This is a genomic window from Achromobacter marplatensis (assembly GCF_049060505.1).
GTDB lineage: Bacteria > Pseudomonadota > Gammaproteobacteria > Burkholderiales > Burkholderiaceae_B > Achromobacter > Achromobacter marplatensis_A.
This window is the reverse complement of record NZ_JBMGRB010000005.1, coordinates 405274-431414: the sequence shown is the minus strand read 5'-3', so window position 1 is coordinate 431414 and position 26141 is coordinate 405274. Positions and strand designations below refer to the sequence as shown.

22 protein-coding genes are annotated in these 26141 nt (G+C 65.9%); 7 read left to right on the top strand and 15 right to left on the bottom strand.

The features are described 5' to 3' along the window. Window positions 1–141: 141 nt before the first annotated feature. Complete coding sequence (locus ACI0FO_RS15645; protein WP_416027991.1) at window positions 142–870, bottom strand: FadR/GntR family transcriptional regulator; 729 nt, start codon at window positions 868–870, stop codon at window positions 142–144. 129 nt (window positions 871–999) lie between these two features. Here ACI0FO_RS15645 and ACI0FO_RS15640 point away from each other — a divergent pair, with 129 nt between their 5' ends. The 5 genes from ACI0FO_RS15640 to ACI0FO_RS15620 all read left to right on the top strand — a co-directional run bounded on the left by ACI0FO_RS15640 (window position 1000) and on the right by ACI0FO_RS15620 (window position 5680). Then, entirely contained in the window at window positions 1000–1851 is an 852-nt protein-coding gene (locus tag ACI0FO_RS15640; RefSeq protein WP_416027989.1) for an NAD-dependent epimerase/dehydratase family protein, read from the top strand. Window positions 1852–1859: 8 nt separating this feature from the next. Continuing rightward, window positions 1860–2738, top strand: a complete 879-nt coding sequence (locus ACI0FO_RS15635) for an SMP-30/gluconolactonase/LRE family protein (protein WP_416027987.1) — start codon at window positions 1860–1862, stop codon at window positions 2736–2738. Window positions 2739–2857: 119 nt separating this feature from the next. Continuing rightward, window positions 2858–3835 (top strand): TRAP transporter substrate-binding protein, encoded by a 978-nt coding sequence (locus ACI0FO_RS15630; RefSeq protein ID WP_313464643.1) that lies wholly within the window; start codon window positions 2858–2860, stop codon window positions 3833–3835. Between the two features lie 7 nt (window positions 3836–3842). Beyond that, window positions 3843–4406 carry a TRAP transporter small permease gene (locus ACI0FO_RS15625; protein ID WP_105556939.1) on the top strand — a complete coding sequence of 188 codons (564 nt, stop codon included), beginning with the start codon at window positions 3843–3845 and terminating at the stop codon, window positions 4404–4406. Further along, window positions 4397–5680: a TRAP transporter large permease gene (locus ACI0FO_RS15620; RefSeq protein WP_105556940.1), complete on the top strand. Its 1284-nt coding sequence runs from the start codon at window positions 4397–4399 to the stop codon at window positions 5678–5680. Before ACI0FO_RS15625 ends, ACI0FO_RS15620 begins: the two co-directional genes overlap by 10 nt. Here the strand turns inward: ACI0FO_RS15620 and ACI0FO_RS15615 are convergent. The 5 genes from ACI0FO_RS15615 to ACI0FO_RS15595 form a co-directional block, all read right to left on the bottom strand. Further along, on the bottom strand, window positions 5673–6422 hold the full coding sequence (locus ACI0FO_RS15615; protein WP_416027984.1) for a phosphatase PAP2 family protein: 750 nt from the start codon (window positions 6420–6422) through the stop codon (window positions 5673–5675). The two genes, ACI0FO_RS15620 and ACI0FO_RS15615, sit on opposite strands and share 8 nt — an antisense overlap. A gap of 65 nt (window positions 6423–6487) precedes the next feature. Next, window positions 6488–7861 (bottom strand): sensor histidine kinase, encoded by a 1374-nt coding sequence (locus ACI0FO_RS15610; protein ID WP_416027983.1) that lies wholly within the window; start codon window positions 7859–7861, stop codon window positions 6488–6490. Next, entirely contained in the window at window positions 7858–8571 is a 714-nt protein-coding gene (locus ACI0FO_RS15605) for a response regulator transcription factor (protein ID WP_416027981.1), read from the bottom strand. Before ACI0FO_RS15605 ends, ACI0FO_RS15610 begins: the two co-directional genes overlap by 4 nt. A 48-nt stretch (window positions 8572–8619) precedes the next feature. Continuing rightward, window positions 8620–10035, bottom strand: a complete 1416-nt coding sequence (locus ACI0FO_RS15600) for an FAD-binding oxidoreductase (RefSeq protein WP_416027979.1) — start codon at window positions 10033–10035, stop codon at window positions 8620–8622. A 110-nt stretch (window positions 10036–10145) separates the two neighbouring features. Continuing rightward, the gene (locus tag ACI0FO_RS15595; RefSeq protein ID WP_416027977.1) at window positions 10146–10778 is read right to left on the bottom strand and encodes a BPTD_3102 family carboxylase-like protein; all 633 of its coding nucleotides are present in this window, start codon (window positions 10776–10778) and stop codon (window positions 10146–10148) included. 325 nt (window positions 10779–11103) lie between these two features. On the opposite strand from ACI0FO_RS15595, the gene ACI0FO_RS15590 reads away from it, so the two are divergent. Together ACI0FO_RS15590 and pgi are read left to right on the top strand one after the other, a co-directional pair. Beyond that, the gene (locus tag ACI0FO_RS15590; RefSeq protein ID WP_416027975.1) at window positions 11104–12498 is read left to right on the top strand and encodes a phosphomannomutase/phosphoglucomutase; all 1395 of its coding nucleotides are present in this window, start codon (window positions 11104–11106) and stop codon (window positions 12496–12498) included. Between the two features lie 7 nt (window positions 12499–12505). Beyond that, entirely contained in the window at window positions 12506–14059 is a 1554-nt protein-coding gene (gene pgi, locus ACI0FO_RS15585) for a glucose-6-phosphate isomerase (RefSeq protein WP_416027973.1), read from the top strand. Window positions 14060–14080: 21 nt separating this feature from the next. Here pgi and ACI0FO_RS15580 read toward each other — a convergent pair whose 3' ends face one another. The 9 genes from ACI0FO_RS15580 to ACI0FO_RS15540 all read right to left on the bottom strand — a co-directional run bounded on the left by ACI0FO_RS15580 (window position 14081) and on the right by ACI0FO_RS15540 (window position 25470). Next, window positions 14081–15214, bottom strand: a complete 1134-nt coding sequence (locus ACI0FO_RS15580) for a glycosyltransferase family 4 protein (RefSeq protein ID WP_416027971.1) — start codon at window positions 15212–15214, stop codon at window positions 14081–14083. Further along, window positions 15211–16368 (bottom strand): glycosyltransferase family 4 protein, encoded by a 1158-nt coding sequence (locus ACI0FO_RS15575; RefSeq protein ID WP_416027969.1) that lies wholly within the window; start codon window positions 16366–16368, stop codon window positions 15211–15213. The genes ACI0FO_RS15580 and ACI0FO_RS15575 overlap by 4 nt, the downstream gene beginning before the upstream one ends. Further along, window positions 16365–17480 (bottom strand): glycosyltransferase family 4 protein, encoded by a 1116-nt coding sequence (locus tag ACI0FO_RS15570; protein ID WP_416027967.1) that lies wholly within the window; start codon window positions 17478–17480, stop codon window positions 16365–16367. Before ACI0FO_RS15570 ends, ACI0FO_RS15575 begins: the two co-directional genes overlap by 4 nt. Window positions 17481–17483: 3 nt before the next feature. Further along, window positions 17484–19415: an asparagine synthase (glutamine-hydrolyzing) gene (gene asnB / locus ACI0FO_RS15565; protein WP_416027965.1), complete on the bottom strand. Its 1932-nt coding sequence runs from the start codon at window positions 19413–19415 to the stop codon at window positions 17484–17486. 45 nt (window positions 19416–19460) lie between these two features. Next, window positions 19461–20603 (bottom strand): glycosyltransferase family 4 protein, encoded by a 1143-nt coding sequence (locus tag ACI0FO_RS15560; protein WP_416027963.1) that lies wholly within the window; start codon window positions 20601–20603, stop codon window positions 19461–19463. After that, window positions 20604–21953, bottom strand: a complete 1350-nt coding sequence (gene murJ / locus ACI0FO_RS15555) for a murein biosynthesis integral membrane protein MurJ (protein WP_416027961.1) — start codon at window positions 21951–21953, stop codon at window positions 20604–20606. A 1-nt stretch (window position 21954) separates the two neighbouring features. Then, window positions 21955–22980: an SDR family oxidoreductase gene (locus ACI0FO_RS15550; RefSeq protein WP_416027959.1), complete on the bottom strand. Its 1026-nt coding sequence runs from the start codon at window positions 22978–22980 to the stop codon at window positions 21955–21957. 10 nt (window positions 22981–22990) lie between these two features. After that, window positions 22991–24268, bottom strand: a complete 1278-nt coding sequence (tviB, locus tag ACI0FO_RS15545) for a Vi polysaccharide biosynthesis UDP-N-acetylglucosamine C-6 dehydrogenase TviB (protein WP_416027957.1) — start codon at window positions 24266–24268, stop codon at window positions 22991–22993. A gap of 95 nt (window positions 24269–24363) precedes the next feature. Then, on the bottom strand, window positions 24364–25470 hold the full coding sequence (locus ACI0FO_RS15540) for an MraY family glycosyltransferase (RefSeq protein WP_105556955.1): 1107 nt from the start codon (window positions 25468–25470) through the stop codon (window positions 24364–24366). Window positions 25471–26141 lie beyond the last annotated feature (671 nt).

Below are 26141 nucleotides of genomic sequence, written 5' to 3'. Positions count from 1 at the left end.
ATGAAACCGGGCCAAGGTTAACGCGGTTTCGGGCGTGTGGGCGGAGAGAGATACTGCGTTAAACGTTGTACGACATCGTATTTCAAATGTCTGTGGCGTGCGCGCAGGAAGGCGCAATAGCCGCCGTGCGCGCGCCGCCAGCTATTGTGCGCGGCGCAGCCGTTCGCGGCTATTGCTTAAATGCGTGCGCATGGCCGCGCGGGCGCTTTCGGCGTCTTGCCGCATGATCGCGTTGTAGATGTCTTCGTGTTCCAGGTTCACGCGCGCCAGATACGCCGCACGGTCTTCGTGCGCGAACTTGGCGGAATTGATGCGGGTGCGCGGGATGATGGCCGAACCCAGATGCGACATCAGATCCGCGAAGTAACGGTTGTCGGTGGATTGCGCCACCAGCAGATGGAAGTGGAAATCAGGGGTGATCGTATCGCCGCCGCTTTCCAGCGCACTGCGGAACACGTCCAGCGCGCGGCGCATCTCTTGCAGCTGCACGTCGCTGCGCCGGATGGCGGCCAGCCCGGCGGCCTCGCTTTCCAGGCAGATGCGCAGTTCCAGCAGGACCAGCACGTCGCGCACGGTAGCGATGTCGGCGGGGTCGACACGGAAATCGCCGCCACCGCTGGGTTCCAGCGCATAGGTGCCGACGCCGTGATGCGTTTCGACCAGCCCCGACGCTTGCAGCCGCGACAGCGCCTCGCGCACGACGGTGCGGCTGACGCCGAACTGACGCATGATCTCGGATTCAGTGGGCAGCTTGTCGCCGGGACGGATATCGCCGCCTCGGATACGTTCGGAAATGTTCTCGACCAGGCCTTGGGCCAGGTTCCGGGGACGACGCTGCGGCAAGACGGGGGTATCGACAGGAGCGTTCATCAGGGATTATCCGAAGGCGGTTGCGCAAAGCTTGACGCTGAAATTTGGCGCTCATTATACTTTGCTCAGGTTGTACGATAACGTACCAGATAAGTCTACTCCCACGCGCCTCTCACCGAGCATTGCGCCATGAGCCGAACCGTCAACACCCCGCTTGCCTCGTTCCGCTGCCGTCGATTGTTATTGACCGGCGCCGCCGGCAACCTGGGCCAAGTGCTACGTCCCCGGTTGAAGGCCCATGCGGAGGCGCTGCGTGTTTCCGACCTTGCCCTGCCCGCACCCGCCGGCCCGGGGGAAGAAGCGATTGCCTGCGATCTGGCCGACGCCGCGGCGGTGTCCCGGCTGGTGCAAGACGTCGACGCCATCGTCCACCTGGGTGGCGTCTCGGTAGAGCGGCCATTCGACGAGATCCTGCCGGCCAACATCCAGGGCATCTACAACTTGTACGAAGCGGCCCGCATCCACGGTGTGCGGCGCGTGGTGTTCGCCAGTTCGAACCATGTCATCGGGTTTTATGAACAGGGCGAACAGCTGGACGCGGACGTGCCGCTGCGCCCGGACGGCTATTACGGCTTGAGCAAGGCCTACGGCGAACACCTGTCGCGCTTCTACTTCGACCGCTACGGCATCGAAACCGTGTGCTTGCGCATCGGCTCTTCGTTTCCCGAGCCCAAGGACCGCCGCATGATGGTCACGTGGCTTAGCTACGACGATCTGACCGACCTGGTCACGCGCTCGCTGTTCACGCCGGATGTCGGCCACCTGATCGTGTACGGCGCGTCGGCCAACCGCGACCGCTGGTGGAACGACGACGCCGCCAGGATATTGGGCTTTGTCCCCAAGGACTCGTCCGAACGCTTCCGCGCTCAGGTCGAAGCGCAGCCCCCGTTACCCGCCGACGATCCCGCCGCCCGCTATCAGGGCGGCGCTTTCGTCAAGGCCGGCCCCTTTCCCTTCCCCACGCCCTCATCGGCCGAGTAACCGCCACCATGCCCGCAACCGTCGAACGTATCGGGAACATGCTGTGCGGCGTAGGAGAAAGCCCGGTCTGGCGCGCCGCCGATCAGGCCTTCACCTGGACCGACATTCCGGGCAAGACCCTGTGGCGCTGGTCGCCGGCAAGCGACGACATCGCGCGCTGGGCACTGCCGCAGATGGCAGGCTGCATCGCCATGCGAGGGGCGGGCTGGCTGTTGGCGATGGAGGACGGCCTCTATGCCTGCGACCCGTTGCGGGCCGGGCAACCCTGCGAACCGCGGCCGCTGGTTTCCGTCACGCACGCGGCGCCCGGCATGCGCTTCAACGATGGCCGTTGCGACCGGCAAGGCCGCTTCCTGGCGGGCACGATGGTCATGGACATGGGGCTGGCGCAACCTGCCGGCCGGGTGTACCGCTATGACGCCCAAGGCCTGTCCGTGCTGCTGGACGATCTGATCGTGCCCAACGGCATGGCCTTCAGCCCCGACGGCAGGACGATGTATCTCTCGGACTCCCACCCTTCGCGCGCCATGGTCTGGGCGTTCGACTACGACATCGACACCGGCACGCCGCATAACCGCCGCCCGTTCATCGCCGCCTTGCCCGCCGGCCGCCCCGACGGCGCGGCGGTGGACACCGACGGCGGTTACTGGATCTGCGGCAACGAGGCCGGCCGCGTCTATCGCTATACGCCCGACGGGCGACTGGACCGGACCCTGGACGTCCCGGCCGCCCGCGTCGCGATGTGCGCGTTCGGCGGCGCCGGCATGGACACCCTGTTCATCACGTCCATCCGCCCGCCATCCGCGGCGCCCGGCAGCCTTGAAGGCGCCGTGTTTGCCCTGCGCCCCGGCGCGCAAGGCCTGGAGGAAACCGCAAGCGCCGGTTAGCACCCGACCGGGGCGGCCGTCGCGCGGCCCCAAGCGAAGTAAGTAGGCCCGTCCATATCAAAGAGCTTCGAGGCCGTCCTGGCCACTGACGAAACGCCGTACTCCAACCGGAGGTAGACATGCTGCGCCCCACCCTGACCCGCGCCATTTTGGCGGCGGCTGCCTTGCTGACGCTGATTCCCGCCACTCATGCCGCCGAACTGCGCTCGGCTGACATCCATCCCGACGACTATCCCACCGTGCTGGCCGTGCGCCACTTCGGCGAACTGATCAAGCAACGCACCAATGGGCGCATCACCGTCAAGGTGTACGCGGGCGGCGCGCTGGGTAACGAAGACGACTCGATCGAACAGGTCAAGCTGGGCGCCCTGGCCATGGCCCGCGTATCCAGCGCCGCCATGCACAACATCTGCCAGACGACCCGGGTGCCGTCGCTGCCCTTCCTGTTCCGCTCCAAGCAGCATCTGCACAAAGTGCTGGACAGCGATATCGGCGACCAGATCCTGCGCTCGTGCGAAGGCGCGGGCTTTGTCGGCCTGGCCTGGTACGACAGCGGCGCGCGCTCGATGTACACGCGCAACAAACCGATCAAGACGCTGGCCGACGCGAAAGGCCTGAAGATCCGCGTCCAGCAATCCGACCTATCGGTTGCCATGGTCGAGGCGATGGGCGGCAACGCCACGCCGATGCCCATGGGCGAGGTCTACACGTCGCTGAAAACCGGGCTGGTGGACGCCGCCGAAAACAATTTCCCCAGCTACGAAAGCGCGCACCACTACGAAGTCGCGAAGTTCTACGCGATGACCGAACACACGATGACGCCGGAGATTCTGATTTTCTCCAAGCGCCAATGGGACAAGCTGCCGCCCGACGACCAGAAGATCCTGCGCGAAGCGGCGCGCGAATCCGTGCCCTACATGCGCAAGTTGTGGGACGAGCGCGAACAGAAGTCGCGGTCCGTGGTCGAGCGCGCCGGTTCGCAAATCGTGGAGGTGGACAAGACCTCGTTCCAGAACGCGATGAAGCCTGTGTACGAGCGTTTCGTCACCACGCCCGAAATGAAAGACCTGGTCGCGAAGATCCAGGCCGTCCAGTGAGGGCACCATGTTGGCCACACCCACGAATGAAACCGATGTCGTCGCGGGGGGCCGGGCGCAAGCCCTGGCTGCCCCGCTGGATGCCTATACCCGAGGCTGCGCGGCGCTAGCGCGGTTCTGCATGTGGACCAGCGTGTTCGGGCTGGTCTGCCTGATCATCGCCGTGACCTTGCAGATCGTCGGCCGTCACGTGCTTAACAGTACCCCGACCTGGGCAGAAAGCCTGGCGCTGCTGCTGGTGCTGTACGTGACCATGCTGGGCGCGGCCGTTGGCGTGCGCGACGCGGGCCACATCGGCTTCGAATCGCTGCTGGATGCGCTGCCCAAGGCCGGCCAGCGCCGGCTGCGGATCTTCATCCATCTGCTGGTGCTGCTGTTCGGCGTGCTGATGGCCTGGAATTGCGGCGTGCTGGCTGAATCCGTCGCGGCCTACAAGATCCCCAACCTGGGCATCTCGAACGCCTGGAAGTACATCCCCGCAACCTTGTCGGGCACCTTGATCGCGCTCTTCTCCATCGAGCACATCATCGCCATCCTGCGCAACCATAAGGTGGTACCGGCATGGCGCTGACACTGCTTTCGTTTACGTTCATGGGGTTTTTGGTGATCGGCGTGCCGGTCGCGTTCGCCATCGGCCTGTCATCCATCACGGCCATCATGGTCGAGGACCTGCCGCTGGCGGTGGCCTTTCAGCAGATGACGTCCGGCATGAACGCGTTCTCGTTCCTGGCCATCCCCTTCTTCATCTTCACCGGCGAGCTCATGCTGTACGGCGGCATCGCCGATCGCATCGTGGCGTTCGCCAAGTCGCTGGTCGGGCATGTGCGCGGGGGGCTGGGCATGTCCAACGTGGTGGCCTGCACGCTGTTCGGCGGCGTGTCGGGGTCGCCCGTGGCGGATGTATCGGCGATGGGGTCCGTGATGATCCCGATGATGAAGCGCGAGGGCTACCACGCGGACTATGCGGTGAACGTCACGACGCATGCCGCGCTGGTCGGCGCGCTGATGCCCACCAGCCACAACATCATCATTTACACGCTGGCGGCGGGCGGCAAGGTGTCGATCGCGGCGCTGATCGCGGCGGGCGTCGTGCCGGCGGTGATCCTGACCCTGTGCAATCTGGCGGCCGCGTATTTCGTGGCGCGCAGCCGGGGCTATCCGGCGGGCACCTTCCCCGGCTGGGGCATCGTGCTGCGTTCGCTGGTCGCGGCGGCGCCGGGCCTGTTCGTGGTGGTGCTGATCATCACGGGAATCCTCAGCGGCGTGTTCACCGCGACGGAATCCGCGGCGGTCGCGGTGCTGTATGCGCTGGCGCTGACTATCTTCGTGTATCGGTCGCTGACGTGGGATCAGTTCGTGCGGGCGGCCAGCAAAGCCGTCAAGACGACTGGCGTGGTATTGCTGCTGATCGGCATTTCAGCCACCTTCGGCTACCTGATCAGCTTCTACGGCGTGGCCGAAAAAACGGGCGAGCTGATGGCATCGGTGTCGACCAGCCCGTGGGCCATCTTCCTGATGGTCAACATCATCCTGTTCGTGCTTGGCACCTTTCTGGACATGGCCGCCACCATCCTGATCTGCACGCCGATCTTCCTGCCGATCTGCATGCAGTACGGCATGGGGCCGGTGCAATTCGGGATCGTGATACTGCTGAACTGCGCGTTGGGGCTGAATACACCACCAGTGGGGACGACGCAGTTTGTTGGCTGCGCCATCGGCGGCGTATCGGTCGGCACGGTGATGCGCACGATCTGGCCGTTCTACGGCGCCCTGCTGGCGGCGCTGGCGCTGGTGACCTACGTGCCGGCCTTTTCGCTGTGGCTGCCCGGCGTGCTGCTCAACTGACCGGCGGGATCGCGGAACGGGCGGCGCGCGCGGCCCGTCCCGCGATCACCGGATAGAAGAACAGCGCAGCCAGGAACCACAACAGCGCGGCGGACCAAAGCGTCTGGCTCAGGAAATGGGCGCCCTGCAAAATGCGCACCCCCGAAAAGCCGGCGCCCGCGGCCACGCCCACGGCCAGGCCCCACCAGCGCCAGGCCGGGCGACCGAGGGCCCAGCCCAGGAAGTACAGGGTCAGCATCGAATAGCCCGCGCCCGCGTGGCCGCTGGGCAAAGCGCCCCCGGCGCGCGCACGAGCCCAGGTCCACCAATGCAGCGGATACGGTGTGTAGCCGCCCAACGTCTGCAGGTCGTAGGGCCGCGGAAGCGTCGTGTGATGCTTAAGCTGATTGACGACCAATTGGCCCATGAGGCACGTCGCCGCCAGGGCCAGGGCCGGGCCGCGCCACGCGCGCCAGGCGGGGATGCGAAAACTGGCCGCCGCCACACCCACGGCGCCCAGCGCCACGCCGATCGGCAACGCCAGCACCATGCGATGCCCCAGCAGATCCAGCCAACGGTTCACATGCAGCGGAAAGTCGTCCAGGACGGGATCGAACAGCGCCCGGGCGATGCGCAGATCCAGGCCCGAGGCATTGGCCCACCAGGCCAGGCAGGCCAGTGCCAGCGTCACGCCGATGAGCTGACTGCAAAGGTACCAGACAGGCGACGGCGCGCGCGCCGCAGGCAGCAAAGGGGACGACATGGGTCGATAGACCAGGGACGCATCGGACAAGCGAAGAGCTTAGTTCGCCGAGAGTCGAAATTTCGTCAAATCCGGCCCTGTTTCGCTGGCGCAACACCGCCAGCCGCCGCACCGGATGCGTCCGCGACGCCGGCGTCGAACCGCAGGGAAAAGCGCGTTCCCCGCGCCCCCGGTTCGCGCGATGATTCAACGGTCAGCGACCACCCTTGCATGTCGCAGACGCGCTTGGCGATCGCCAGCCCCAGCCCGCGGGCCGTCTCGTCGCGGTCGCCGGCGTGAGAGTCCCGCATCCGTCCGCTGTAGTAGCGGCGGAACAGGAACGGCAAATCGTCGGCGGCGATGCCCTTGCCGTCGTCGCTCAGTTCCAGCGTGTTCGGCGCGCTGAAACGGGTCGTCAGCGTGGCCGGAGCGGCGTGCTCTACCGCATTGCGCACCAAGTTGCGCAGCACGGTCAGCAGCGCATAACGGTCCAGCGTCAGGACATGGCCGGGCGCGATCTGGTTATCCCAGCGCAATTCGGCCTGTCCGGCCTGCGCCTCGTAGCCGCGCCAGGCGTCTTCCATGCACTCGGCGACGTCCACCGGCGCCGGCGGCAGCAACTGGTCACGCGCCATCGCCCGCGCGCTCTCTAGGCATACGATCACATCATCCACGTTATCCACTACCCGCGTCAGGCGTTGGCGCTGGTCTGGCGTCAGCGCCTGGGTCAGCAGCATCAGTTCGCTGTCTGAACGAATAGCTGCCAGCGGCGTGCGCACCTCGTGGCTCAGGTTGCCCGCAAACTCGCGTTCGCGGGCGATGGATCGGTCGACCTGGTTTTGCACGCGGTTGAAGGCCTCGATCAGCCGGCCCGCCTCGTCGTCGCGTGTCACCGCCATGTCGGGCGATCCCGGCGCCCAGGTCGACAGGCGGTCGGTCAAATCCAGCAACGGCCCCACCGCCACCGCCGCCACCCGACGCGACAACGCATAGGCGCCGATCACGCAGATGGCGCCGACGCCCAGCACGATCAAGCCGAAGTCATGCACCCGTTCTTCGTTGTCGGTGGCGTCGTACAACAGGTAAACCTTGCCCCGGCCGATCTCGGCCACCATGACGTGCCAGGTATAGGCGCCGGGTTCGATCAGATGTAGCCCACTCTCAAGCCCCAGGACTTCATCGGGAATGCCGGCCGGGCGTTGGCCGTCGACGCTCATCCATGCCCGCATGGAACCGCCCAGCTCGCGCGCACCCTGGCGCGGCATGAACTCGTCGCTGGCGCGCGCGTGCTGGACCAATCGGTCCATTTCCGTATTCAGGATGTCGTTGACCAGATCGTCTTCCATCTGGTCGAAGGTCAGATAGGCCAGCAAGGCCAGTGCCGTCACGAACAGCGCGACCGTGCCCGTCAGCGCCCACACCACCCGCTGGGTCAATGTGCCGCCGGCCGCGCGTGTCATGGCGCGCCCCCGGGCAACACCAGCCTCCAGCCGGTGCCGTGCATGGTCTCGATGCCGTCGAAGCCGGCATCGGCCAACGCGCGCCGCAGCAGGTGGACCTGGCTGCGCAGCGCATCGGAAGACGGAGGCTCGTTGCCCCACAGCACGGATTCCAGTTCTTCGCGCGCCACCACCCGGCCCGGATCGCGCATCAACGCCTCCATGATCAAACCGGCCTTTCGCGTCAGGTGCACGGGCGTGCCATTAACCGATACGCCGCGGCTGCGCGTGTCGTACTGCAACGGCCCGAATTGGCGCACCGAATCCACCGTGTCCCCTTTCGCGCGCTGGATCAGGGCCAGCAAACGGGCCTCGACTTCCAGCAGGGCAAAGGGTTTGGTAAGGTAATCGTCGGCGCCGTGCGAAAACCCGGCCAGCTTGTCCTCAAGGCTGTCGCGCGCGGTCAGCATCAGCACCGGCGCCGACATCCGCATATCGTTGCGCAGGATATGCAGCACCGCGTTGCCGTCCATGCCGGGCAGGCCAATGTCCAGGATGACGGCGTCGAAACGCTGCGCTTTCGCGCGCTCCAGCGCGGCATGTCCGGTATAGGCCACGTCTGGCAGAAAGCCGCGCGCTTCCAGGAAGGTGTAAAGATTGCCGGCGATGATGGGGTCGTCTTCGACGATCAGGATCCGGTTGTTCGCACCTGCCGCGGGGCTGGCAGCCATAGTTGAAATTCCTTGTTGGAAATCAGGATCGGTGTGCGTTCCGGCGGCTCAGGCTTGCAGTACCTTGCCCGGGTTCATCAGCCCCTGCGGGTCCAGCGCGCGCTTGATCCGCCGCATCAGCGCAAGTTCGACCGGGTTCTTGTAGCGCGGCAGTTCATCGCGCTTGAGCTGCCCCACGCCGTGCTCGGCGCTGATGGAACCGCTGTGCGCGTGCACGCTGTCATGCACCACGCCATAGATTTCGCTTTGCAGCACCAGCAGTTCGCTTTCGGTCTGGCCGGGCGCGTTAGCCACGTTGTAGTGCAGGTTGCCGTCGCCCAGATGACCGAAGATCACGTGCCGCACGCCCGGAAAACGCGCTTGCAGCAGCGCATTGGTCTTGTGCACGAACCCGGCGATGGACGAAATGGGGATGGAAACGTCGTGCTTGACCGATTTGCCCAGTTCGGCCTCGGCCAGCGGAATGCTCTCGCGCAAGTGCCACAACGCCTTGCTCTGCGCCACATTGGCGGCAATGGCGGCATCGCCGATCAGGCCTGCATCGATGGCGTCGCCCAGCACGGCCTCGAAGCGTTCGCGCGCATGCGCCTCGCTTTCGCTGTCGGACAGTTCCAGCAGCGCGAACCAGGGCGATTCGGCCGAATCCCCTTCGAAGGGCAGGCGCTGCTGCGGAAACAGGCGCACCACGGCCTGGAGGCAGGCGCCGCTCATGAGTTCAAAACCCGTCAGCGCCGCCCCAAAGCCCGAACGCGCGCGCGACAGCAGGTCCACCGCATGGTCGATCGTGTCTACCGTCAATAGCGCCGTGCAAGACGCCACGGGCCGGGGAAACAGCTTCAGCGTGGCGGCGGTGATGATACCCAGCGTGCCTTCGCTGCCGATGTACAGATCGCGCAGGTCATAGCCGGTATTGTCCTTGCGCAAGCCGCGCAGGCCGTCCCAGACTTCGCCTTCCGCGGTCACCACTTCCAGGCCCAGCGTCAGGTCGCGCGTATTGCCGTAGCGCAGCACCTGCGTGCCGCCGGCGTTGGTGGCCAGGTTGCCGCCGATCGTGCAACTGCCCTCGGCGGCAAGGCTGAGCGGGAACAGGCGGTCGGCCGCCGCCGCGGCGTCTTGAACGGCTTGCAGGATGCAGCCCGCCTCTACCGTGATGGTGTCGTTCGCGGTATCCAGGTTGCGCACGGCCGTCAGGCGGGCCGTGGACAGGACCACCGCGCGGCCGGATTCGTCCGGCGTGGCGCCGCCGCACAAACCGGTATTACCGCCTTGCGGCACCACTGGCACGCCATGGTGCAGGCACAGCTTCACGGCGCTGGCGACCTCTTGCGTCGAACCCGGGCGAATAACCGCCAAGGCGGTGCCACGGTAGCGCCTGCGCCAATCCTGCACGTAGGGTTCGGCGTCCGCGCCGGTCAACACATGGGGGACCCCAAGCAGGGACTGTAGATCGCTCAGCAAAGTCATAGGCGCCGCACAAGAAAGGCCTGGGGTCGCCCAGGCGCAGGTCAAGGGATATGCGGACTATTGTAGGGGCGGAATCGCCCTCCCCGCAGGGCGGGTCGAAAGCCCGGCGTCTAACCGACGGCCTGGTCCAGCCGCGTGCCGGTCAGCCCGGAGCAGTAGGCCCGGGACGCGATGCGGTTCATGAGGAAAGCCCGGTCGACGCCTGCGGGTCCGGGCATTTCCGACAGCGCGCGATAGGCGCGGCGCAAGGCCTCGCCGCGCGTGGCGCCGCATACCAGCAGGCGCGTGCATGGCAGGCGGCGGTCGACGCAGCCGTCGATACGCATTTCCAGCGCATGGGCGGCATCCGGGTCATGGCCGGCAACGGGCGAGCCCGCGGCGTTCGGTTGCGCCTGGGCGCCCGATACCCGGAAGACCCCGCTGCGGTCATCCAGCGAAAAGGCCACCGTGCCCATCCCCTGCCATCCACGGTCGCGGGCGACATCGGCGGCGATGACCCGCAACGCGGCCTCGACGGAAGCCGGCAGGTGCGGCGCCGGGCATTCGGCGATCAGCACCCGGGCCTCGCGCCAGACGCAGCGCTCCCAGGCGCGGCCGGTAGCCAGTTCGCCGCTTTCCGATACAAATACATGGATATCAAGCCGGCGTTCGCGACCTGCGGCCGGCCCGGCATAGTCCGTGGGGGGGCCGCGCCTGCTGGTGGCTCCCCTTGACGACATGACAGTAGAAACTTTGGCACCCATGGCCCCTCCCGGTCTTTCTGCTTGCATAGCAAGCGTATCACCTTCGGATGACGAGCAATTTCCATGCCATGCGCCGCCCTCTGGCAAACGCCCTTTCGGCCGCTTCGAGGTCCGCACCGGATCAATGCGATCCGCCCCCGCATGCACCAAACCAGGGCGTGCGCCAACCCTTAAGATGCCCTACTCCGCCCGCGGGATGAGGCGCTACCCGCCAATGGGGGATAATTCCACCTTGACCCTCTTGCCAGCCGGGTTTCGATGCGCGGGTTTTCACCATATCGCCCCGTCGGATTCCCCGCTGTAACACCGTTATCAAGGAATCGTCGTGGGTAATAACAAGTCGCAATTTCCTGCCTCGGTCTTCAAGGCCTATGACATCCGCGGCACCGTCCCGGACCTGATCGACGCCACCTTCGCCCGCGCGTTGGGCGGGGCGCTGGCCGCCCGCGCACGCGCTGAAGGCGTGCAAACGCTGGTGGTGGGCCGCGATGGCCGCCTCAGCAGCGAAATGCTGTCGACGGCGCTGCAAGAGGGCATGCTGGAAGGCGGCGTGGACACGGTCGACATCGGAATGGTGCCCACCCCCCTGGTCTATTTCGCCACGCACATCATGCAGTGCGGCTCGGGCGTGGCCATCACGGGCAGCCACAACCCGCCCAAGTACAACGGTTTCAAGATGATGATGGGCGGACGCGCATTGTATGGCGACGACGTGCAGGCCCTGAGCGCGGCGATGAACGGCGGCGCTGCCGCCCCCGCCGCCCAGGTCGGCATCCGCCGCCAACTGGACCTGGTCGCGGCCTACATCGCGCGCGTGGCGTCCGGCGTCAAGCTGGCGCGCCCCATGAAGATCGCGATCGACTGCGGCAACGGTGTCGCGGGCGCGGTCGCGCCCCAGTTGTTCCGCGCGCTGGGCTGCGAGGTCACCGAGCTGTTCTGCGAAGTCGACGGCACGTTCCCCAACCACCATCCCGACCCCGCCGAACCCAAGAACCTGCAAGACCTGATCAAGTGCGTGGCCGAAACCGACTGCGAACTGGGCCTGGCCTTCGACGGTGACGGCGACCGCCTGGGCGTGGTCACGAAATCGGGCCAGATCATCTGGCCCGACCGCCAATTGGTGCTTTTTGCGCGCGACGTGCTGGAACGCAACCCCGGCGCCACCATCATCTATGACGTGAAGTGCAGCCGCCATGTGGGCCTGTCGGTCGACGCCGCGGGCGGCGCGCCGCTGATGTGGAAGACCGGCCATTCACTGGTCAAGGCAAAGCTGGCCGAAACCGGCGCGCCATTGGCGGGCGAAATGAGCGGCCACATTTTCTTCAAGGAACGCTGGTATGGCTTCGACGACGGCCTGTACACCGGCGCCCGCCTGCTGGAAATCGTGTCGCGCTTCGCCGATGCGTGCGCGCCGCTGGAAGCCTTGCCGCAAGACGTATCCACGCCCGAACTGAAGCTGGAAATGGAAGAAGGCCAGCCCTTCGCCCTGGTCCAGGCCTTGCAGGACCGAGGCCAATTCCCCGACGCCCGCCGCGTGATCACCATCGACGGCGTCCGCGCGGAATACGCGGACGGCTTCGGTTTGGCGCGGCCGTCCAACACCACGCCTGTCGTCGTGCTGCGTTTCGAAGCCGAAACCGCCGAGGCGCTGCAACGCATCCAAGCCGACTTCCGCCGCGAACTGGGCAAGCTTGCGCCGGAAGCCAAACTGCCTTTCTGAATCGCCCATGTCCCTTCCCAACAGCCCAGCCTGGCAACAATTCACCGCGGCGGCCAAAGCCGCCTCGCGACGCGGCGAGCAACTGCGGTTGATCAACGCTCCGGGGCTGCGCCTGGACCTGAGCGCGCAAGCCCATTCCCCCGCCCTGCAGGAAGCCTCGGCGGCGTTACTGGCGCAACAAGACTTTGACGCCGCCCGCGCCACGCTGTTCGACGGCGGCAACGCCAACTGGACCGAAGGCCGCGCCGCCTGGCACACCGCCTTGCGTGCGCCGCAACCGCCCGCCGCGGTGGCCGGCGTCGTGCTGGCTGAACGCGAACGCCTGCGCGAATTCGTGCGCGAGGCCGACGCGGCGGACCGCTATGGCTACGTGCTGCATCTGGGCATCGGCGGCAGCGACTGGGGACCGCGCCTGGTCACGCGCGCCCTGCGCCATGGCGGCGCCAAACGGGAAGTACGCTTTGCTTCCAACGTGGACTCGCACTCGGTCGCCGACGCCATGAGCCGGCTGGACCCGCACGACACGCTGGTCATCGTCGCGTCAAAATCCTTCACGACCACCGAACCGCTGGCCAACGCCGAAGTGGCGATGAACTGGCTGCGAGAAGCCGGCGTGGCCGATCCCATCAAACAGGTCGTGGCAATCACATCCAATGTGGAAGCCGCGTTGAACCTGGGGATTTTGCCCGACCACATTTTCCAGATCTGGGACTGGGTTGGCGGCCGCTATTCGCTGTGGTCGGCGATCGGCCTGCCGATCGCGCTGGCATTGGGCAACGACGCGTTCGACCAGCTGCTGGCCGGCGCCGCGGCCATGGACGAGCACTTCCGCACCGCCCCAATCGCGGAAAACGCCCCGGTGCAGTTAGCGCTGGCCGGCGTGGTCAACCGCAGCGTGTTCGGCTATGACTCACTGGTGATCGCGCCCTACGACTCGCGGCTGTACCACATCGTGCCGTGGGCGCAGCAGCTGGAAATGGAGTCTCTGGGCAAAGTGGCCACCGCCGACGGCAGCCCCGCAGGCGTGCCGACCGGGGCTGCGATCTGGGGCATGTCGGGCACCGACTGTCAGCACACGTTCTTCCAATGGCTGCACCAGGACACCATGGGCGCGCCGGTGGATTTCATCTTGTGCGAACAACCCAACCACGACTATGCACGCCACCATGAACTGCTGATCGCCAATTGCCTGGCGCAGCGCTCCGCGTTGCTGCGTGGCAAATCTTTCGACGAGGCGCTGGCGGAAGCCTCCGCGACCGAACCGGATCCGGCCCGCGCGCGCCTGCTGGCGCAACATCGTGTCCACCCGGGCGGACGGCCCTCGTCGCTGATCGTGCTGCCCAGGCTGGAAGCCTATACGCTGGGCGCGCTGCTGGCGCTGTACGAACACAAGGTGTTCGTGCAGGGCGTGATCTGGGGCATCAACCCGTTCGACCAGTGGGGCGTGGAGTTCGGCAAGGTGCTGGCCAAGAACATCATGCGCGAGCTGGACTCGCCGCAGACCAGCCAGCAAGACCCATCCACCCGCTTCTGGATCGACGCGATCTCGCGCCGCCACTAGCCGGCCGGCGGCCGCAAGCCGTCAGGCGCTTAGCGCGTCGTAAAGCGCCACATGAATACGGGCAACCTGCTCGATATTGAATTCGCGTTCGGCCAGCGCCCGGCCAGCCTTGCCCATCGCTTGCCGCAACGCGGCGTCTTCGGCCAGGCGGGCGATGGCGTCGGCCAAGGCCTGCGCGTCCCGCACCGGCACCAGCAAACCCGTTTCACCGGGTTCGATCGCATCCCGGCAGCCGGGCACGTCGGTCGTGACGACGGCGCGCGCGCACGCGGCGGCTTCGATCAACGACTTGGGCAGGCCCTCGCGATACGACGGCAGCACGGCGATATGGGAGGCCGCATACAGTTCGGGCACATCCGAGCGCTCACCCAGCGCCTGAACCGCGCCGTCGCGTTGCCAGGCATCGACCTCATCCTGCGTCGCCGATGCCGGGTTGCCCGCGTCCACGCCGCCGACCAATTGCATCGTCACCGGCACGCCCCGCTGGCGCAGAATGCCTGCGGCCTGCACGAACTCCTGCACGCCCTTGTCACGCAACAAGCGGGCCACCATCGTGACCACGACCGGCGGCGCAGCCGGCTCGGGCAATGCGCGATAGGCGTCCAGGTCGACGCCAGCGCCGCGGATCATGACCACCTGCCCGTCTCGCACCGCGCCCAGTGACTTGAGCAAATCCCGGTCATTGACGTTCTGGAAGATCACGCGGCTGTTGGGATGGCCCAGCGCGATTCGGTACAGCCTGGCCACGACCGAGCGCACCAGCCGCATCTTCAGCGAATCTGACAAGAACACGAAGCCCAGTCCGGAAATCGCGGCCACCATGCCCGGCACGCGGGCCAGCCGCGCGGCAATGCCGCCGTAGAGCACGGGCTTGATGGTGACCAGGTGCACCACGGCCGGACGCACGCGCCGGAACAAGCGGAGCAAGGCCAGCAGCGTGCCCAACTCCTGCAAGGGGTGCTTGCCGCTACGCGTCATCGGGATGGCGTGGTGCGTCATGCCCAGCGCCTCGATGTCGGCCACGGCGGGCCCATCCATCGTGGCCACATGCACGTCGTAGCCCGCGCGCTGCGCGGCTTGCGCCACCGGCACGCGATGCGACATGAAGAATGCCGGGTTATTGACGACGAACATCAGGCGGCGGCCTGCGGTCATGCCTGGACTCCAGAAATACGGCGCCATACGGCGAGGTAACGTTGCACCATCCGGGCAAGGTCGAAATTTTCAAGCACGCGAGCGCGTCCTGCCTCGCCAGCCCGTCCGCTGCCCCGCGCGGCCACGTCGCACAGCGCGGTCTCGATGCCGCGCGCCAGCGCCTCGGCCTGTTCGGGCGGCACCACGACGCCGGTGTCGCCGACGATAAAGGCGGCGTCGCCCACGTCGGTCACCACGCAGTAGACGCCGCAGGCCATCGCCTCGGCGACCACATTGGGAAAGCCTTCCGCGCAGCTGGACAACACATGCAGGTCCAGACCGTTCATCACGGCGGGCACGTCGTCGCTGGGGCCAGCCAGGATCAGCCGTTCGCGCAGCGCCAGCTTGTCGATCAGCGCCGCCAGTTCGGTGTTGTCCGCCGTCATCCCTCGCCCGACCAGCACGCAGCGCAAGCCCCCGTCGCGGCCGTCGCGCACCAGCGCCGCCACTGCGCGCAGCAGATTGGCGTGGTCCTTGAGGGGGTCCCAACGGGCCACGCAGCCGATCACCGGCGCATCTTCGGATAGCCCCCATTGCGCCCGCACGTGAGCGCGGGCCTGGGCGTCGGGCGCATAGCGCGACAAGTCATAGCCGTTCGAGATCACCACCATGCGGTCGCGCCGATAGCCCTTTTCGGCGTGGCGCTCGGCGGCGTTCTGGGCGGCGCAGATAATCGCGCGGGGCACGCTGCCCGACAGCAGCGCGCACGCGCGCAGCACCAGGCGTGCCGAGCGGCTGCTGCGTTCCAGGTGCGCGCCCGAATTACGGATGCCCCAGGCGACGGCACGCACGCCGGCCAGGCGGGCAGCCAGGCCGCCAATCAAATCGGCGTGGTACATCCACGTCTGAACGGCATCGGGGCGGCTGTTAGCGATCAAACGGCGCAAGGCAAGAAAGCCGCCAAGGCTCACGCGGCCGCGCTTCATGCCCAGCGCATGCACGGCCACGCCAGCTGCGCGCAGGCGGGCTCCGTAGATGCCTTCGTCGGTCAACGACACGACGATGTGCTCGACGCCGGATTCGGGGTATGTCGCCAGGCGCAGCAGCACGGATTCCGCGCCGCCCTGCCCCAGCCCGGTAATGACGTGCAGGACGCGCATCGCCCGGGTGCTCATCGCCCCTCCTGCACCGCTTCGAATAGTTCGTCCCATTCGGACAGCACGCTGGCCAGCGCATAACGGTGGCGCACCGCCGTTGCGCCGCGTTCGCCCAGTTGCCGGCGTAAATTCAGGTCGCCCATCATGCGCTGCAAGGCGTCGCGCAAGGCGCCGCGGTCGCCCGCCGGCACCAGCAAGGCGTCTTGCCCATCGCGCGTCATCTCGCGCGGGCCGCTGGGGCAGTCGAACGCCACGCACGGCAGGCCCAGCGACATGGCCTCAAGAAGCACATTGGGAAAGCCCTCGACCAGCGAACTCAGCACGAAGGCCTGGCCCCGGGCCAGTTCGTCCCAGGGCGCCTCCGTGCGGCCGGGAAGACTGACGCGAGATTGCAGGCCCAGTCGCGCAATCTGCGCTTCAAGCGCGGCGCGCTCGGGGCCTTCGCCCCAGATGCGCAGGTTCCAGTCGGGATTCAACGGCGCCAATTGCGCGAACACATCGATCAGCAGGTCGAATTGCTTGTCCGTCACGAGGCGGCCCATCGCCAGCAGGTCGCGCGGGCCGTCGCCGTCGCGCTGCATCACGCGCGGGGCGTTCAGCAATGGGGCGGGCAAAGGATTGGGAATGACCGCCAGACGCTTGATGCCGGGCACTTGGCGCGAAAACGGGCCAGCAGTGTCTTCCGCCTGCACCGTCACCATGTCGGCGCGCGGATACAGCAGGCGGCGCAGCCTGCGCCACACCGTTCCCGTCGTGGTCTCGGCGACCGGGTTGGTGCGCTCGCAGACGATAAGCGGCACGCCCAGGCCGCGCGTCGCAAGAATGGCGGCCACATTGACGTTGGTCAGGAACGACACCACCACATCGGGCTTGGCGTCGCGGATGTGTTTGCGCAGCGCCAGCAGTCGCTTGAACGCGGCCATCGGACCCGAGACGCGTGTGCCCGCAAGGTCCGCCAGCCAGGCCAATTCGACCTTGTCCGACAATGGATAAAAGCAGGTGCCCTTGGACGAGTAAGTGGGCGTCAACGTGACGGAATCGCCGCGTTCGGCCCATGCATTGACCAGCGTGGCCGCAACCCTTTCGGCGCCGCCCGCATGCATGGAACTGACCAGCATCAGTATTCTCATTCGTCAGAGACTCCCAATAGATCCCCCTTGATCCGATCCTGTCCGATAACGGTCCAACCAGGCCTGCATCATCAGGACGCCCCACAAATGGCTATCCCAGTTGCGATGGCCCGACGTGTGTTCACGCCACTTGCGCAGGATGGGTTCGGGTTCGAACCAGCCTTCCTGGCGCAGTCGCGTGGGGTCCAGCAGTGCATCCGCCCATTCCCGCAAGGGCCCGCGCAGCCAAGCCGCCAGCGGCACGGCGAAGCCGCGCTTGGGGCGGTCCACCAACGCTTGCGGCACGTGGCGATGCAACACCTGGCGCAGCAACCACTTGCCCGTGTTGCCGCGCACCTTGTACTGGTGCGGCAAACCCCACGCGAATTCATAGACGCGGTGGTCGATCAGCGGCACGCGCGTTTCCAGGCTGACCGCCATGGCGGCGCGGTCCACCTTGACCAGGATGTCGTCAGGCAGATAGGTCACCGTGTCCAGCTTCATCATGGACTCGAACGTGGACCCCTGCATGGCCCGCGCGAATTCCGAGACCGGTTCCACGCCGCCCTTGACCACCTGGGACGGATCCGCCCAGTACGACACGAAGTGGCGATAGAAATCGCCGCGCGAGTCCGTGCGCAGCAGTTCGCCCAGCTTGCCGACCTTGCCGCGCCAGGCGCCGCGCCCCGGCAGATGCGTGGATGCGGAGAGCAGCGCGCCCGCAGGCTTGCGCAACAGCGCAGGCACGCGCTCGCACTGCTGCCACCAGTTGTTCACGCGGAAATAGCGCGAATAGCCGCCGAAGAGTTCATCGCCGCCGTCACCCGACAGCGCCACGGTGACGTGCTGGCGCGCCATTTTCGTGACGAGCGACGTCGGGATTTGCGACGAATCGGCGAACGGCTCGTCGTACATGTCCGCCAAGGAAGGCACCACGGCCAACGCGTCCGCCGCGGTCACATAGAGTTCGGTATGGTCGGTGCCCAGGTGCGTGGCCACGGCCTTCGCGTGCTGTGCCTCGTCGTAGCCCTTTTCGTGGAAACCGATGGCGAAGGTGCGCACGGGCTTGGCGCTTTGCGCCTGCATCAGGGCCACGATGGTGGACGAATCGATACCGCCCGACAGGAAAGCGCCCAGGCTGACGTCGGCCAGCATCTGGCCGCCAACCGCCTTGGACAGCACGCCTTCCAGCGCTTCGGTGGCTTGCGCGTCCGAATCGAATTTCAATAACGATTTGGCGGCGGTGTCGGCCGCGTCGCGCGCCGACCAGTACACGCGCGGTTCCGGCATGCGGCGGCTGCGCGTGTCGTCGGCCGTGAATTCGACCCAGGTGCCCGGCGGCAGCTTGGCGATGCCTTCATAGATGGATTGGGGCGCCGGAATGTAGTTGTGCCGCATGAACGACGCCAACGCGTTGCGGTTCAGGTCGCGGCCGAATCCGGGAATGGGCATCAACCCCTTCAATTCGGATGCGAACACCAGCTCGGCGCCCGAATAGCCGTAGTACAGCGGCTTTTCGCCCATGCGGTCGCGCGCCAGCACCAGCTTGCGCGACGCGCGGTCCCACAGCGCGATCGCGAACATGCCGACGGCGGCCTGCAAGGTCGCCTCGATACCCAGCGCGGTGAAGCCCGCCAACAGGGTTTCGGTATCGGAATGCCCGCGCCAGGACGGCGCCAGCGCGGATTGCTCCAGCTGCTTGCGAATGTCCAGATGGTTGTAGATCTCGCCGTTGAAGACCATCACATAGCGGCCACACGCGGACGCCATGGGCTGGTGGCCCGCTTCGGTCAGGTCCAGGATCGCCAGGCGGACGTGCGCCAGGGCCAGTTCGGCACCGGCGTCTTCCCAGAAACCGTTGCTGTCCGGCCCGCGGTGGCGGATGCGGCGGCAGCTTTCCGCCAGCACGCGTTCCTTGTTTCCCAGGGGGCCCCAAATTCCGACTATTCCACACATGATGTAGTTCTCGTGGTCACCGTAGCAACGACGCGCCGCGCGGGCCTACCGGCCCGATGCGCGCACGCCGTCAAAAAGTTCTTGCCATTGTTGCAGCACGCGCGTGGCCGAAAAACGGTCGCGCACGTCGGTCGCCGCCTGCCCCATGCGTTGGCGCGCGGCGTCATCGCTCATGACGTGCGCCAGCGCCTTGCACAGCGCAGGCACATCGCCGTTGGGCCGGACCAGCACGCCGTCGATTCCTTCCCGCACGATTTCGCGCGGGCCGGTATCGCAATCGAAAGACACGGCCGCCAAGCCGCTGGCCATCGATTCAAGCAAGGTGTTGGACAGCCCCTCAAAGCGGGAAGTCAGCACGTAAAGGTCAGCGCTTTTGTACCAATCGCCCACGTTGCCGGCGCGCCCGGGCATTGACACGCGCGACGCCAGCCCGGCCTTGTCCACCTGCGCTTCCAGGGCGGCGCGTTCCCCGCCTTCGCCAAGGATAACCAGATCCCAGTCCGGATGCGACGGCGCCAGCGCGGCGAACGCCTGGACCAGCAGGTCGAAGCCCTTGTCCGCATGCAGCCGGCCAACCGCCAGCAGCCGCTTGCGTCCGTCGCCCGACACCGGAATCAGCAGGGGTTCGGCGCGCGGCAAAGGCCAATGCACCGGATTGGGGATGACCGCCAGCCGGGAACCGGGCACGTGCTGCTCGATCCAGTCGGCCGTACCGCGCGTCAGCGCGACGACGCGAGCGGCGCGCGGATAGGTCAGCCGACGCAAGCGCTGCCACAGGCCCGACAAGGTCTGTGACGGCGGATGCGTGTGTTCCGTGGCGATCACGCGGCAGCCCAGGCCGGTGCTGGCCAGCACGGACAGCACGGACGCCGTGGTCATCATGCCCAGCACGATGTCAGGCCGGAACGCCTTGATCACCCGGCGCAGCGCGCGCACGCGCTGCACGTTGCTCCAGATGCCACGCAGCCCCCCGCCCTCGCTTGCCGTATGCAGGACTTCGCGTCGGACCTTGGGGTGCAGCGCATAGACGTCGCCTTCGGCGCCGGCCTGCGTCACCACCATCACTTCGCGCCCCATCTCGGCCCAATGGGCGCTCAGGTCGGCGGCAACGCGCTCAGCGCCGCCGCCATGCAGCGAATGGATGAAAAGCAGGACGCGCAAGGCACGGCCGGAATCGCTTTGGGACATTCAATCGGCCTTCTTGGGTTCGGCCTTGCGCATTGCCACCACCAGGTAGCAAGCGAAGGACAGCACATACATGAGGCTGGTCGCCAGCATGATGCCGGCCGCGCCCATCTTGGGCGCCAGCACGGTGTTCAATACCGCCTTCAGCGCAAAATTGGCGACGGCAATGGCGGCCATGATGCGATAGCGGTTCTGGCTGGCCAGCAACTGCACCAGGATCAGCACGCCAAAATAGAAAGGCAATTGCAGCAGGCCCCAGCGCAGCACATGCGCGACGGCCTCGGTGTTTTCGGCCGTGAAGGCGCCGCGCTGGAACAGCACCGACACCCCCCACGGGGCCAGCACCCAGCCGACCGCGACGGCGACGGCGCCCGCCCCCACCATCAGCACCGACCACTTCAGCGCCATGCCGCGCGCGCGGCCAGTGTCGCCCCGCGCTTGCACGTCGGCCAGCACCGGCAGCGCGGCGCGGCCCACCGACACGGCGCCGATGCCCAGCAGCAGGGAAAGCAGCCGGCTGGCGTAACCCAGCGTCGCGTTCGCGTTGGCGCCCAGGTTGGCCGCGGCATACTGGTCCAGCGGGCCGACGAAGCTCATCGCCACCTGGCCGATCAGCATCACACCGGCGGCGCCCATCAGTTCGGGCCAATGCGGGGAACGCAGCGTCAGGCGCGGCGCGCCCCAGAAACCGTTGTCCGCCCGGGCCGCCAACCAGGCCAGCCAGACGGTCTGGACGGCATAGCCCACCAGCGTGCCCCATAGCAGGGGCCCGACGCCATCGGCGCTGACGGCCAGCATCACCCAGGCCAGCGTCGCCACGGCGGGCACGCTGTCCAGCAGCGTATTGACGTGGCGTTCATGGGCACGCAAGCGCGCCGCGCTGATGCCGGCGATCAGCAGCAGCGCCGACACAGGGGCGAAGGCGACGAGCAGATCGCCCGTCATGCCGCGCACGCGATCGGGCAGGCCTTCGCCCAGCAGGTCCACCACATACGGCCAGGCGAACCAGGTGGCGATGGCCAGCGCGATGCCGGCCGCAGCCACCCAGCCCTGGAGTTCTTTGATGAATTGGTCGCGTTCGGCGTCTTCCGCGCGGCGCAGCCGCACAAGCACCGGGATCAAGACCACCGACAGCACGCCCACGATCGTGACCGGCAGCCAGGTGGCCATGGTCATCGTGAACTGGTAGGCGTCCACGGCGTCGCTGACGCCGTACCGGTACGCCACCGCCATCTCTTTGATGGCGCCGGCGGCCTTGCCCAGCAGCAGGAACACGGCCACCCGGAAAGCGCCTTTGAAGATGCGCTGGTGGTCCGGGTGGATGTTGCCGAGTTTGCGGACGAGTGCTTTCAAATCAACGCAGGAATTGCGTGTACCAGGGCATGGCCACTTCCAGGCCTTGCAGCACCGTATGCGACGGCGCATAGCCCAGCAGACGGCCCGCCTTGCTGACGTCGGCCTGCGAATGGCGCACGTCGCCCGGGCGGAAGTCGGCGTAGACCGGCTTCTTGCCGTAGTTCACGTTCTCGTTGCCCAAGGCCTTGACCAGGAAGCCGAACAGGTCGTTCAGCGTGCTGCGGCCGCTGACGGCAACGTTGTAGACCTGGTTGCGGCCTTCCGCCGGGGCCATCGCGGCCAGCAGGTTGGCTTGCACCGCGTTGTCCACGAAGCAGAAGTCGCGGCTGGTCTCGCCGTCGCCGTTGATGGTGACGTCGTCGCCCTTGATCATCGCGGCGGTCCACTTCGGGATCACGGCGGCGTAAGCGCCGTCCGGATCCTGACGCTTGCCAAACACATTGAAGTAGCGCAGGCCCACGGTTTCGAACCCATACGAACGCGCGAACACGTCGGCGTACAGTTCGTTCACGTACTTGGTCACGGCGTAGGGCGACAACGGCTTGCCGATGTTTTCTTCGACCTTGGGCAATGCCGGATGGTCACCGTAGGTGGAGCTGGACGCCGCATAGACGAACGACTTCACTTCCGCGTCGCGCGCGGCAACCAGCATGTTCAGGAAGCCGCCGATGTTCACCTCGTTGGTGGTGATCGGATCCTTCAACGAACGCGGCACGGAACCCAGCGCGGCCTGGTGCAGCACGAAGTCCACGCCCTGAACAGCACGGTGGCAGGCGTCCAGGTCGCGGATATCGCCTTCCACGAAGGTGAAGCGCGCCCATTGCTCGGCCGAGACCGACCCACGCACTTCGTCAAGGTTGCGCTGGTGGCCGGTGGCAAAGTTGTCCAGGCCGGTGACGGTCTGGTTCAGCTTCAGCAGGGTCTCCAGCAGGTTCGAGCCGATGAAGCCGGCACATCCGGTCACGAGCCACTTGCGCGGCGCGGCGGTCAGTTCCTGCTTGATGGTGTCAAAACGCGTCGTCATATCTGAATCCTTACAGGCGCAAGTCGGATTCATCAGCCGACAGCACGTATTTCAGGTCATAAAGAATATGTTGGGCCTTGCCCAACTTACGGATGCCCTCGGCGCCCAGGGCCTTGAACTGGTTGTGCGCCACCGCCAGGATCACGGCGTCGTACTTGCCCTCTTCCAGCTTGGCCACCGGGGTCAGGCCGTACTCGTGCACCGCCTCTTCCGGGTCGACCCACGGGTCGTAGACGTCGACCTCGACGTTGTAGTCGCGCAGTTCACCCACGATGTCCACGATGCGCGTGTTGCGCAGGTCGGGGCAGTTTTCCTTGAAGGCCAGGCCCATGACCAGCACGCGCGCGCCTTGCACATGGATGCGCTGCTTGGTCATCGCCTTGACCAGTTGCGAGACCACATAACCGCCCATGGAGTCGTTCAGGCGGCGGCCCGCCAGGATGATCTCGGGGTGATAGCCGATCGATTGCGCTTTATGCGTCAGGTAGTACGGGTCCACGCCAATGCAGTGGCCGCCGACCAGACCCGGACGGAAGGGCAGGAAGTTCCACTTGGTGCCGGCGGCTTGCAGCACGGCTTCGGTGTCGATGCCCATCTTGTTGAAGATCAGGGCCAATTCGTTGATCAGCGCGATGTTGACGTCGCGCTGCGTGTTCTCGATCACCTTGGCGGCTTCGGCCACACGGATGCTGGACGCCTTGTGCGTGCCGGCGGTGATGATCTCTTTGTACAGTTGGTCGACCAGCTCGGCGACTTCGGGCGTCGAGCCCGAGGTAACCTTCTTGATCGTGCTGACGCGGTGATCCTTGTCGCCCGGGTTGATGCGCTCGGGGCTGTAGCCGGCGTAGAAGTCCACGTTGAACTTCAGGCCAGACACGCGTTCCAGCACGGGCACGCAGTCTTCTTCCGTGGCGCCCGGGTAAACGGTCGATTCATAGATGACGATGTCACCGCGCTTGAGCACGGCGCCGATGGTCTCGCTGGCTTTGACCAGCGGGGTCAGATCAGGCTGCTTGTACTCGTCGATGGGGGTCGGCACGGTCACGATGAACACGTTGGCCTGGCCCAGCTCGGCGCGGTCGGCGGTATAGCGCAACTGCGCGGCTTCGGCCAGCTCTGCGTCGCTGACTTCCAGCGTGTGGTCGTGCCCGGCCTTCAAGGCGTCGATGCGGCGCGTGTTGATATCGAAACCGATGACCGAGCGCTTCTTGCCGAACTCCACCGCAAGCGGCAGACCGACGTAGCCCAAGCCCACGACAGCAAGTTTCACATCCTGAATTCGCAACATAACTCTCCCTTCACCGTAGAACGATTACGGCATTTTAAATATGGTCGGGTGATAGATAACCGAGCCCCCGGCGGCATTCGCCGGGGCACTCAAACCTAATCCGTGGTTTTCAAAACGGACGGCAGCAGCAGCCATCCCGGCCGGCGCCAGGAGACCAGCCGCGCATACAGCCAGATATAGACGCTGGCGAACACCACGAGGCTGGCGCCGAGCGCCCACGCGTTGTCCCACCAGATCGTGGCCGGCACCAGGCCGATCAGCGCCAGCACCCACATGTAGGGCGACGCCATCGCATTGCACAGCGCGGGCACCGCATGGCGGCGACCACGACTGAACGTCACGCGGACCAGCCGGCGGAACACCAACTGATGCAGGTGCAAGGCATCCGGCTGGTCGACCGGGACGCCGCGCTTGAAGCGCCGGCGCCAGATCGAAAAGCCGGTTTCGAATACGGGATAGAACAGCACGGCCAGTGCGTAGAACGGCGACACCGACGGATTGCGGACCACCAGCAACACGGCCAGTTCGGCCAGCATGAAACCCAGGAAGTACGCGCCGCCGTCACCCAGGAACACGCGTCCGAACGGGAAGTTCCAGACCAGGAAGCCCAGTGTCGCCGACGCCAATGCGGCGGAGATCAGGAAGATCGGCACGTCGCCCACTTGCATCGCCACCAGGCTGATCGACACCGCCATCAAGGTGGCGACCATGCCGGCCAGGCCGTTCATGCCATCCACGATGTTCAGTGCATGCGTACAGCCACCCACCGCGAACATGGTGAACAGCAGCGATACCGGCCAGAACGACAGTACGTAGTCCACCGGCGCCATGCCGACGCGACTGACGCCGCCCAGCAACCACCAAGCGATCGCCGCCGACAGGAATGCCGCCAGCAAACGCTTGCTGGCGCCGATATCTTTAGTGATGTCTTCCAACAAGCCGGCCACGAACACCGGCAGCGCGGCTACGAACAGCGCGGGCCACAGCCACGTCAATGTCATGTTGGCGGGGCCCAGCACCAGCAGGCCCAGCAAAGTGCCGGCAAGCACGGCCAGGCCGCCGACGCGCGGCGTGGCGCGGGAATGGTTCGCTTGCGGCTTGTTCAGATCGCTGTCGCCGGTAAACCGGCCGTGCCAGCGCTCCGACCACACGATGAGTCCGCCCACCATGAACGCGACCACGCAGATATACAGCCAGGTCACAGAATCACCTCTGGTTGGTCTATCGAGACAGGCCCGCCATTATCGGAGGCAGGTGTAACGCCCATATATGGGAGGGATAAGGAAGTGCAATTCACGGGCACGAAACGTAACGCCCGCCGCCGGGCCGTTCGTCCGCAGTCAAACCGCTGGTTGAAGGGGGCTGGAGCATCGAAACCGCGGGTGCGCGGAAGGTCGGATTTCATGCGTTGATTGTAGAGCTTTCCGCCAGGCAACACCCGAAATATCCCAGGGAAAACGCGGAGACCGCCATAGGGAGGAAATGCGGTAAGCCGACGGCTTCCGGCATATCTTGCAACAAAATAGGGACGGGTTAATTCGGGACAAAAAAAAGCCCGAGATCGTGAGATCTCGGGCTAAATCCACCAAAGGAGGAGGGTGGAGGAGACAACCGTGGCATGCTGGGAGCTGGGCTTCTGCTCACTACGCGTTCGGGGTTTGGCACCGCGCCGACTGCGTTTCAACATCCGATGAGTGAATAGTACCGAGGTTTTTTGTGCGATGCAAGAATTTTTTTAATCTCTTTGGAAGACGCGTTTTCGCGTTGCATTTTTGCCGCAAATTCCAGCGTCGCACCCTGGAGACCCGCAGCCATCAACGACCTTGCCAAAAAAAGGGTTTTTGCCGAACGGGTAAACCCATTGCGGACTAAC